The organism is Winogradskyella sp. MH6, from assembly GCF_022810765.1.
In the GTDB taxonomy this organism is placed as follows: domain Bacteria; phylum Bacteroidota; class Bacteroidia; order Flavobacteriales; family Flavobacteriaceae; genus Winogradskyella.
Window position 1 is genome coordinate 628,871 of record NZ_CP094494.1, and the last position, 12,807, is coordinate 641,677.

Here is a 12,807-nt window from a genome sequence, read left to right on the forward strand (position 1 = left end):
GGGTGAAAGACTATAATGCAAATCTAAACCAATTCCAACAACCTCCTAAGAAAATAGTAGCCTTTTCGTTTAAGAAACCGTTACGATATACAATTTTTGATTTTTGATTGTTCTATTTTGAGATTGCCACAGTTTTCTATGAAAACTTCGCAATGACTGCAATCATGATTTGGGATGCTTATTTTTTTAAGTTAAAACGTATTTTTATCTCAAAATTTTAAACGCTTTTTAAAGAATTTCTACCATTCACCTACATTTTTATTGTTAACTCAATATTATTTATATATTTGTCTTCACCCTTAACAAAAACTTAACTATTTGTTAAGGATTCCCAAAGATTCTACAGACCCTCACCTACCTTGGTCATCACCTTACTGTGTGATGTTTTACGTATTAATTAATCTATCATTATGAAGAAAATTTACATTTTCCTATTTACGCTACTCATATGCGGAATTGGATTTGCACAAAGTACAATCAACATTACTACCTCTGGAGGCTCATACGGCACAGAAAAATGGGTAAGCATTACAACTGGTATTGACGGTAGTGGCACTCAGGTATGGGGACAAGGTGATGGCAGCTATGGCAATGGTCAAGGGCTTATCAACGAAGATATCTCCATTGCACCAGGTACTTACTATGTTAATTGCTATGACAGGTACTCTGATGGCTGGGATGGCACCCTTATTTCTGTTACAGCTTACGGAAACGTAATTGGTGACAACGGAGGTGCCTCACCAGATGACCCATTAACAGTTGACAGTACCAGCTCTTGGGAAACTCCTGCAGATGAATTAGAAGCCTCTTTTGAAATCATTGTACCAGCACCACCTACTTGTGGCGACCCTACAGATTTAGCAGCAACAGCTACCGGAACTACTTCTGCCGACCTCTCTTGGACTGCTCCAACTGTTGGAACTCCAACGGGATATAACTGGGAAGTTCAACCAACAGGCACTGCTCAAGGTAACACAGGTGCTCCTGCAAGTGGTACATCTGCTTCAATTACAGCTTCTGCTACTGGTTTAATGTCTGGTACAACTTATGACTTATATGTACAAACAGATTGCGGAGGTTCAGACACTAGCGAATGGGTTGGACCTGTTAGTTTTACAACTGATTGCAGCGTTTTTACAGTACCTTATACTGAAGATTTTGACAGCACAGCTACGGGTAGTTCTTCTAGCCCAAATGTACCAAATTGTTGGTCGTTTATAGATGAAGGTACTGGATATGGCTATGTAAGTTCTTATGGTGCAAATTCTTTTTATATGTATAATTCTTTGGATTCAACCGGAAATTATATTCTTGTAAGTCCTAGTACCACAGATTTATCCTCTGGATTAAATAGAGTTTCATTTGATGTCGATGGAAGTTCTGGCCAAGTACTATCTGTTGGAACAATGTCTGATGAGACAGACCCCTCAACATTTACTGAAATACAAGCTGTTACACTTGCTACAAGTGATTACGAAAGTTACACCATTAATATCCCTGTAGGAAGTGATATGCACTTAGCATTTAAACATGGACAAACAGGAACCTATGATTCTTATTATTTAGACAATATTTTAATTGAACCAATCCCTTCTTGTGTTGAGCCTTCTGATTTAGCAGCAACAGCTACTGGCGCAACTACTGCCGATTTATCTTGGACTGCCCCATCTACAGGAACTCCTACGGGATATAATTGGGAAGTACAACCAACCGGTACTGCCCAAGGTACAGCAGGAGCTCCTGCAAGTGGCACATCTGCATCAACTACAGCTTCTGCTACTGGTTTAACGGCTGAAACAACATACGATTTATATGTTCAAACTGATTGTGGAGGTTCTGGCACTAGTAGCTGGGCTGGACCTATTAGTTTTACGACACCATGTGCTACAATTGTACCAGAATACAATGCTGATATGTCAACTAATGCTCCTGATTCTTGTTGGGAGGAAGCAGGATCTGGAGACCCTGGAACAGGACCTTCTGGTATTGGTTTCTCGGATTGGAGAAGTGGCACTTCTTATGCCATTGGCAGTAGTAATGCCGTTAATATTTACGGAACCTCTATAAGAGAATGGCTTTTATCTCCTTCATTTGACATGAGTGCTGATGATTATCAATTAGAAATTAATGTTGCTGTTACTGATTGGCAAAGTTCTAGTACAGATGATAGTATGGGAGCAGATGATGAAGTACAGTTATTAATTAGTACTGATGGAGGAACTACATGGACAAACCTAACAACTTGGAATGCCAGCAATGAACCACTACCATCAGGCACAGAATATGTTGAAGATTTAACCGCTTATACAGGAACTGTACAATTTGCAATATGGGCTAATTCTGGCACAGCTAGCGGACAAGATTACGATTTTCATGTTGGTAAATTTAGAGTAGCTGCTATACCATCTAGTGCTACTGTAGATTATTGTAATTTACAATTCCCTAATAGTGGTAGTATTAACGAGGGTGACAATTTTACTGCTTATGCTGAAATATATCAGGCTGGTGTTACTGAAGCTATAGGCCAAGGTGCAAATATAGAATCATGGATAGGTTATAGCACTACAGATGCTACTGCCTTAGCTGATTTTGAAACTGCTAGCTGGACATGGGTACCAGCAACATACAATTCAGATAGTGGAAATAATGATGAATACCAAGCAGAAATTGGTTCTGCACTATCTGGTGGTAATTATTACTATGCAAGTCGTTTTAGATATGACGGAGGTGTTTTTGCTTATGGAGGTATCACTCCTGGTAGCTCTGGTGGAAACTTTTGGGATGGCACCAACTTTGTTTCTGGACAGTTAGATGTATTACCACCACCACCAACTACGTCGGCTACGCTTAATATCTCAGGATGTAATGCTTCAGATAGTTTTAATGTTGCCTATGCCTCAGCAACTGACAATGTTGTTTGGGTGGAACTTATTTATGACGGAAATTGTTCTGAGATTACTGTGGATACTGAAACTAGCTCTGGTATAGATACAGAAATAGCACTCTATGATGTGTTTGGAAATGTATTAGGCAGTGATGATGATGGAGGAACAGGCAGCTTAAGTTCATTGACCCTACAAGGGTTATCTGCCGGAACTTATTATGTTGTGGCTGGAGCTTTCAACACTACTTTTGCTAGCAACTTTAATGCTTCAACTTCTGATACTGCTGATGCAGGTACTTTATACATAAATGCCAGCACACCAAATATTCCTGACTATGTTAATTTACAATTCCCAGGTACAGCAACAATTACTGCTGGTGGAACTGCAGATGTTTATGCTCAAATATATGAAGATAGCAATACAGCAGGTGCTGGTGCCGGAACAAACATCACTGCCGAAATAGGTATTAGTGCTGTTGACGCCACAGAAGTTGCCGATTTTGAAACTGGTGATTGGACGTGGACTACTGCTCCATATTTTGGGGAATCTGGAAACAATGATGAATACGCATTAGCCATTGGAGCTTCGTTAGCACCTGGCACATATTACTATGTAAGTAGATTTAGTGTAGATGGCGGTCCTTATGTCTATGGAGGTAATGACATTAGTGATGGTGATGGAGGTGATTTCTGGAATGGCTCTAGCTTTGTTTCTGGTGTATTAACGGTTAACGCTAAGCCAGAACCGACAAACCACGTATTGACTTTTGCAGCAGTAGCAGATTCTGACACTGAGATTACTTTAACATGGGATGATAATGATGGTGCGCAACAAGCTGACGGTTTCTTAATTGTTGCTAAAACTGGTGCTGCTACATTCTACGTCCCAGTAGATGGTACCGACGACACCACTGACACTAACTGGTCTGACGATGAGGCTGAAGTTAAAGTTGCTTCTGGAGTACAAACCTATACGTTTACAAGTTTAACCGCTAGTACATTATATGAGTTTGAAATTTATCCTTATACTAATTTTGGAACTAACATTGATTATAAAACAGATGGCACTGTACCTTCTGCAAGTGCGACTACGGATGCTGATCCTTGTGTAAGCATTCTTCCTGATTATTTAGAAGATTTCGCAAGCTATATTCCTGATTGTTGGGAAGAGGGTGAAGATGGAGATTTAACTGCTGGACCTGCAACTACAGGATCTGGTGGATGGTTAGCAGAAGAATTTGCTCATACCTCAACTAGCGGAGGAGGTGCTGCTAATATTAATTTGTGGCAAAGTGGAGATGTTAATTGGTTATTGACTCCATCATTTGATTTATCTGCGGATGGGTATCAAATCCGTGTTGACGCTGCTTTGACAGACTTTGGATCTACAGCGTTGACAGATGCACTAAGCGCTGGAGATGTCATTAGCTTAGTCTATTCTAACGATGGTACTAACTGGACGACACTTTACGATTTTGCTGCCAATATACCTGCAGCTTCTGGCGAGATGGTGGTTGTTGATTTAACAGGTATTACAGGAACTACGGTACAATTTGCTTTCTATACTTCTGAAGGAGCTTCAGGAAGAGATATAGATTTCCATATCGATAACTTTAGAGTTGAGGCCATTCCGGTTCCTATGACCTATACCTATAATGGTGCATGGTCACCAAGCGACCCTAACGGTGTAGCTTCTTATGTTGATGATATTACTGTTGTTTCTGGTAATGCTATTATATCTTCCAATACGGAGTGTAATAATGTTGTTGTAAACCCAGGAGCGAGTATGACCGTTAACTCTGGAGTTACATTAGCACTAACTAACAGCATGACTTTAGAGTCTGCATCTAACGATTATTCTAATTTAATGCTAGACGGAACCGTTAGTGGTACCGTGATTTACGAACGCTATACAAATGCCAATAGCAACGGTAACGATTTAATATCACCACCACTTGGAGGACAAACATGGGCAGACTTTTTAGCTGACGGTAGTAATGCTGCAGATTTATTAGATGATGGTAACACAAGCCCAACGACTTATTTATTTGGTCCTTTTGATAAAACTACTGATGATTGGTTACTTTATACCGATGCAACGGTAGCAACCTTAAACAGTGGTACAGGTTATAGAGCCGGAACTGATGCTGGTACAACATTATCTTTTACTGGATCTGTAGAGACTTCTATGGTTACTGTAAATATTGAGGATACCGGAGCTAATTTCCCTGATTGGAATCTTATAGGAAACCCTTACACCACGTATCTAGACATGACCCTTTTCTTAAATTACGACTTAGGAGATGGTACAACTAACATTGATTTACTAGAAGATGTTTCTGGTATCTATGGCTACGATGGTAGTGCTTCTAACGGCTGGGATGTTATTACCTTAGCTAATGCTAGTGCTAAAGATATGACTCCTGGACAAGGTTTCTTTGTTGCTGCAAACGATGCCTTTGTTGCTGGTTACGACATTACCTTTGACCCATCGATGCGCGTAGCAGGAAGTGGAGACGACTTTATTGTTGGTCGTAACTCTAGTGACCTTACATATTTAAAGTTAAACACAGGTACAGCTACTAAAGACTTTACAACGCAGTTCTACTTTAATGATAATGCTACTGCTGGTTTAGACCACGGTTATGATGCTCAGATTTGGGGTGGCACTATTCCAAGTTTTGCGTTGTATTCAAATTTAGTACAGGACAATACTGGTATGCCAATTGCTTTACAAGCTTTAAACACAACAGATTTGGCTAACACAGTTATTCCGTTAGGTGTTAATGCAAATGCTGGTGAGCAGCTAACGTTTACAATATCTGAAACCACATTACCGAGTACTGTAAATGTTTATTTAGACGATACCTTAAATAATACAACGACATTGTTAAACACTTCTGATTATGTGATTAACCCAATATCTGATATTACTGGTACGGGAAGATTCTATATTAGATTTGCTCAGCAATCCTTATCTACTACAGATGTAGATTTTGATAACCTTAAGATCTACACTAAAACAACTCCAAGAGCGCTATATGTACATGGAGTATTACAAGGTGAGACTACTGCAAAAGTGTATGACTTACAAGGTCGCTTAGTACACCACTCTGTATTAAACAGTAATAACTTAGTGAACCAAATAGATGCTTCTGATTTTTCTGATGGTGTTTATGTGGTGACCTTAAGTAATGGAGTACAAGAGAAATCTCAAAAAGTGATTATTAGATAATCATTATTGTAACATTAAGAAATTAAGAAAAAAAAGCGCGACTTAACAGTTGCGCTTTTTTAATTCAATAAGGAGCAAACACCAAAAATTAAGATACTTTTATTAAAAAATTTCTAAAGTTATAGATTAACAGTTTGTTAATATTGCAAACTGTTCATAGATTTACGGTTTCCATATCTTTGAATCTCATTTCTACCTACATACGCACCTGCATATAAATTATAAACATAATATAAATTATATGAAGAATTTTTACGCATTTTTAATCGCTATTTTTGCTACAAGTCTTGGATTTGGGCAGACGACTGTTGACTTTGATAATTTGTCAAACTGGAACCCAGGTACTACATCGTATGGAAACTATACATACACTGATGGTACCTTTACTGCGACTGGTGTCGATGTGCTCAGAAATGGAACAACAAATCAAGATGGTTTTCCTGGTGCATTAGGAACTTATTCCGTTAGACTAAGAAATAATGCATCTACTTCTTTAACAATGATTGTTAGTACAGGAGGTATCTCTACCTTTTCATTTGAAGTCAGAAGATGGGATGGTTCACCAGCTACAGACTTTAGTGTAGAAACTACCACAGATAATGGTAGTTCTTGGACACCATCAAGCACAATCAACTCCTCAGTCACAAATGATTCAGACTGGAAAACAATAAATGGAACTATAAATAGCGGAAACAACAATATTGGTGTAAGAATAATATCTAATGGCACTACTGAACGACTAATGGTTGATAATTTTACTTGGACAGCTTATTCTGCATCCACACCAATTGTTGGTTTTGACACTAATTCTTCCACAGAAAATGAAACTAACAGTACTTTTACAGTAGATATTCCAGTTACTTTAAGTAACTATAGCGCTGATGTAGATTTAAGTGTTACTGTTAATGGTAGTAGTACTGCTGAGGGCGGTGACTACACACTAAATACAACTGAACTTAATTTTACAGCTGATGGCACTTTAAACATTTCTTTAGATATCAATGCAGACGCTGACTCTGATGATGAGACCATTATTTTAGATATAACAGAGACCTCTGCTACAGGTATAACCATTAGTACAAGTCAACATACCATTACTGTTATAGATGACGATTTACCATCAGCTTCTATACCATATAATGAAGACTTTTCTGATTGCGGTACCCAAGAATGGACCGTTGCTACTGTAGGTGCAGATACTGAGTGGACATGCGGCAGTGGCTATTTTGAGGCTAATGCTTTTGGCTCTACTGGCCCTGCTGATGATTACCTTATAAGTCCATCATTTGATATGGATGCTCAAACTGGAGAGATTTTGAGTTTTAATAGCTCCACGTCGTTTGCAGATGTTACAAGTCCACAAATTGAGTTATTGTATACCACAAACTATACCGGAGACCCTTCTACAACCACTTGGGTTGATACACTAAGTCCTACTTGGCCAGCTAATGACTCTAGCGGAAACTCTGGTAATATTGACATATCTGGTATTTCTGGTACTGCGGTACACTTTGCATTCCGCTATACCTCAACAGGTACTGGTGGCGGAACTACAGAAGCTTGGAGAATCGAAGATTTTGATATTACAACAGCATCTACACCAAGCATTACACTTTCAGAAAGTACACTTTCAGGTTTTGACTATGCTGATGGTAGTGGTCCTTCAGCAGAACAAACATTTACAGCCGAAGGTAGTAGTTTAACCACAGACATTACTATAACAGCACCTGCAGATTTTGAAGTTTCTACAACATCTGGTTCTGGTTTTGGTTCATCTGTAACACTTACAGAAACTGCCGGAACCGTAACAACAACTACGATCTATGTGCGTTTAGCTTCTGGCTTGTCTGTTAACACATACAGTGGTACTCTATCTGCAACTAGTACAGGTGCAACACAGCAAGACATTAGTTTAAGCGGTGACGTCACTTTTGTTTCTTGTGCAGGAACTTCAACAGCTTTTCCTTTTAATGGTGTAAGTGGCAACACCAACTTAGAACACGATAGTGGTAACCCTCCAGGAAATAGTGGTGAAGCTTGTGGAACTAATTATTTAATTTATTACAATAGCGCACCTAGCACAGATGGTAGTGGAAATTACTTGAGATCTAACGCTGTTGACGGCTTAATTGAGAGTTCTGATTGGGGTGGAGAAGGAAATTTTGAAACTTTTGCTATTGATGTCTCTGGAGAAACTTCTATAGATATCGAAACTTTTGGAAGTACAGTTGGAGACCCATTTAATGCTGGTGGTGAACAATTCCAATGGTGGTATAAATTAGACGGAGGTTCAGCAACTAACTTAGGCTCTGTATTTGACAGTAGTTATCAAGGTTCTCTAGCAGTAGGTCCGACAACTATAGATGTAACAGGTGTTAACGAGATTATAGTAGGCTTTACATTTAGTTTCAATGGTTCAGGTGGTTTTGAAGATGCAGATGTCACCGTAACTACAACACCTACTGTATTTACTTATAATGGTAGTTGGTCACCGAGCGATCCTAATGGCAGTGCTACTGTTAATGACAATATTGTTGTAGACTCTGGCGATGCTGTTATTTCTACTAATACCGATATAAGTATGGTTACAGTAAACCCTGGAGCAAGTCTAACTATAAATACTGGTGTAACCTTAACAGCGAACTCTACTACTCTAGAATCTGTATCAAACTCATACTCAAGTTTGATTATTGAGGGTACTGGTAGTCTTACAGGTAGTGTAAGTTATGCAAGAGCTGTTAATTCGTATACCAATGACGCAACCAACAACGATAACGACTTAATATCTGCACCTGTTACAGGCCAAGCTTTTGGAAGTTTTGACAGTGCAAATACTAATTTACTTGCATCTGGTTCTGTAAGAGCTTTTGCTCCTTTTAATAACAATACTGATGTTTATGAAAATTATGATGCCACAACAAATGCAGCAACAACATTAGATGCCGCTACAGGGTACAGAGCTGCTACTACTGATGGAGCAACTTTAACCTTTACCGGAACCGTAAACACTGGTGATGTACTTAAGAATATAACTATAGGTACAGGTGCTTCGTATGCTGAATGGAACTTGATAGGAAATCCTTATCCTTCTTACATTGATGTAGAAGCATTCTTAACCCATGTTGTAAGCACTCAAACTTCTGGAGAAAGAAATATTGATTTATTAGACGCTTTATCTGGTATTTATGGTTATGATGGTGATGCATCTGACGGCTGGGACATTATTACATTAGCAAACGATGCTGGGCGTTACTTAGCACCTGGACAAGGATTCTTTGTAGCCGCAAGTGGTAACGGTACTTTAATTGCTGACCATGATATAGAGTTTACGGCTGCTATGAGAACGACAGGTACTTCTGATGATTTTATTGCCGGAAGAAATAATAACCCTTTAACTTTTATTGAGTTAAAAGCCTATACAGCTAACAATGATTACAGTACAGAATTCTATTTTGATGCTGATGCTAGCCAAGGCCTTGATCCAGGTTACGATGCTGTAATTTGGGGTGGTTCTGCACCAAGTTTTGCACTTTACTCACACCTAGTTCAAGATAATACAGGACTTCCTATTGCTTTACAAGCATTAAGTGATACAGACTATAATAATGTTATTATTCCACTTGGCGTAAATGCAAATATGAGTGAGCAGTTAACATTCAGTATTGTTGAAAATACTTTACCAGCTTCTATTGAAGTGTATTTAGATGATACATTAACTAGCACATCTACATTATTAAATGCCTCGGATTATGTATTAACACCATCTGAGGATTTAAATGGAACCGGACGTTTTTATTTAAGATTTTCAAATAGTGCGCTGTCAATTACAAATACTGTTTTTGAAGGTGTTTCTATTTATACACATCAGTCTAACAAAACTGTTACTATTGCAGGTCAGTTAACCGAAGGTACTTCTGCTAATGTTTATGATATACAAGGACGTGTAGTTGCTTCTAAAGCACTTGCCTCTAACACAACATTACAGACCATTGATGTTAGCAATTTAAATACAGGTGTATATATTGTAAAACTTGCTAATGGCAATACGGTTAAGACTCAGAAAATTATTCTGAAATAAAATAACCTTAAAAATATTAACGTAAGTATATGGAATTTGTAAGGTTTTTTAACTTTATTTTATATATTAGACAAATAATTGGTTAAAAAGCCTTACTTATGTAGTTTAAATAAAAAATCAATTTTTATTTTATCCATTGTTAAATACATTATTTTGAATTAAACCCTCGTCATGAAGAAAGACAACCATACAGACAAAATCACTCGTAAAGACGCCATAAAAAAAATGGGTAAGTATGCGGCATTAACCGCTGTAGGAACTTTTGTGATTTTAAATCCCCTTAAAGCACAAACATCTTCTCCTCCAGATCCAGGAGGAAATCCTCTTATATAAGGTTAATCTCAAATCGCTTTGAATAACAACTTAGCACCGACATACCAACGGTTGTTTGGTTCTTATTGGGTACTTTGGTATGAAACATCTAATAGTTATAGTGTTGTAGATGATGATTTTAAACATCTTCTATACGACTACTTAGAATGTGTTTCGTTTGATGCATTCAAATCTAAAATAGCGCGTGTTGATTCAAGTTTAGATGCTGATACAATTGCTAAAAACTTACAATCCTATTTAGAACAATGTAATGCAGAGCATGGTTCTGATGAATTACTTAGTACAGACTTTATAGTTTCTAAACGTAAGATTTCAAAGCAGTACGTCTTTAAGGATAAAGCATTTCAAGTTAATTTCGACTCTGATTTAATAAAAAAAACCATTCATCCCAGTATTGCACATTTAGAAACAGAAAACAACGTTTCTCCAAGTGTTATTTTCGACATTTATATAGAAAGCGATCAACTTTGCTTATTTAAAAATGAAGTACTGGTAAGAATAGTACCTAAGCAAAATTACCACTTCATACAAGGTAAGTTTGCCATGGAACTTCTTTCTTTTATTCACGATAACGAAGAATCGGATTGGCTGGGCACTTTTCATGGTTCAACCATATCGGATGGCGAAAACTCAATTTTATTCGTTGGTGCATCTGGTAAAGGAAAAAGTACCTTATGCGCCTTATTGACCGCTAAAGGTTTTGAATTAGTTGCTGATGATGTCTCTCCCATGCTTGCTGCAGATTCTCATATTTACCATAACCCTTCGGCAATATCCATAAAAAAAGGTGCATTTAGTTTATTGAGACCACTGGTTAATGGTTTTGATGAGCTTCCAGATACGGTTTTTAACAAGACGAAAGGAGTGATTAAATACCTACCTTGCAAAACTCCTAATAAAAATCATTACCCTTGCCGCGCAATTATTATGGTAAACTATACTAAAGATAGCGACACCACACTTGAATTGCGTTCTATAAAGGAGGCATTAGAAACCCTAATCCCTGAGTCTTGGCTTTCACCAGATCCTCTGCATGCTAAGTCGTTTTTAGATTGGTTATCTAAAACACCTCTTTATCAATTAACCTATAGTGATACAGAGAGTGTTACTGAAGAAATAACTAAATGCTTTAATCGGTTTAAGAACCATTAATTATATTTAGTGCAGACATATGCTTCCTAATGGGTAACCTTGCCACGACATATCAAAATATAGCAGACATCCTGAGCTACACGTCTTCTAAAGACACATTAGAAAAAACGCTTAGCGGCAAAGCATTTAATTGGGATAACATTGTGATTGAAGGCAGCAAACACCTTGTGCTTCCGGCAATTTATTGTCGTTTAAAGTCTAAACAGCTTACCCATCTTTTACCCGAAGAGCTAGATACTTATCTAAAAGAAATTACTGCGCTCAATGAGCATAGAAATCTCCAAATATTACATCAAGTAAACACGCTCTCCGCGTTATTGAAGACTCATGAAATAGATCATGTATTTTTAAAAGGGGCTGCTTTAATTTCTGGTGACTATTATGATGACATAGCAGAACGCATGCTGGGTGATATTGATATCTTAATATCTAATGACCAGCTTGATTTAGCTTTTCAGTTATTAAAAGATAACAGCTACTATCCTATTGAACAGACCTTAGGTAATGATTTTTTTGAGCATAAGCATTTACCAAGATTAAAAACCGACAGCTATATATGTGCTGTTGAATTGCATAGAAAACTCTTCGTATCATACAAAGAAGATACCTTGAGCAACACGAATATACTGGCTTCTAAACAGACTATTAATCATATTGCTTTGCCGTCTCCAAAACACTTGATGCTTCACAATATCCTTAACTATCAGGTTAATGATAAAGGCAGCCTATACAATAGCATAAATTTTAGATCTGCTTATGACAGTGTGGTTCTGAACAATAAAGATCATGTGATTCTGGGTACAACTACTAAAGTCATAAGAAAGTACTTTAGCATACTAGGTCTGTTTTTTGAAGATTTTCCTAAAACCTATAAGACTGCAAATTTTACAACCTGGTTTTATAGCTATAAATTGAAGCATCTCAGTTTTTATAGAATATGGAATAAGATTTTAAAACTTACTGATTTTTTATGGACAATTATGGGAAGAATCCCATATTTTATAAAAAATAAAGATTACAGAACTGCTTTATTAAAAGACAGAAGTCGAATTATTAAGTATATTAGGTCTGTTTTGAAAAACACTTAATTATATATTTATATCAAAAAATAAATTACTTTGTGTC

At 37.4% G+C, this 12,807-nt stretch carries 5 protein-coding genes; all 5 read left to right on the forward strand.

The features are described from left to right. The first annotated feature begins 410 nt into the window (after positions 1-410). Positions 411-6,119 (forward strand): fibronectin type III domain-containing protein, encoded by a 5,709-nt coding sequence (locus MST30_RS03040; RefSeq protein WP_243472940.1) that lies wholly within the window; start codon positions 411-413, stop codon positions 6,117-6,119. Positions 6,120-6,360: 241 nt separating this feature from the next. Continuing rightward, positions 6,361-10,197, forward strand: a complete 3,837-nt coding sequence (locus MST30_RS03045; RefSeq protein WP_243472941.1) for a T9SS-dependent choice-of-anchor J family protein — start codon at positions 6,361-6,363, stop codon at positions 10,195-10,197. Between the two features lie 171 nt (positions 10,198-10,368). Next, a complete protein-coding gene (locus tag MST30_RS03050; RefSeq protein ID WP_243472942.1) occupies positions 10,369-10,530 on the forward strand; it encodes a hypothetical protein in 162 nt (53 codons plus the stop codon). Between the two features lie 18 nt (positions 10,531-10,548). After that, entirely contained in the window at positions 10,549-11,682 is a 1,134-nt protein-coding gene (locus tag MST30_RS03055; RefSeq protein WP_243472943.1) for a hypothetical protein, read from the forward strand. A 29-nt stretch (positions 11,683-11,711) separates the two neighbouring features. Then, positions 11,712-12,770, forward strand: coding sequence for a nucleotidyltransferase family protein (locus MST30_RS03060; RefSeq protein ID WP_243472944.1), 1,059 nt, complete (start codon positions 11,712-11,714; stop codon positions 12,768-12,770). Positions 12,771-12,807: the final 37 nt, after the last annotated feature.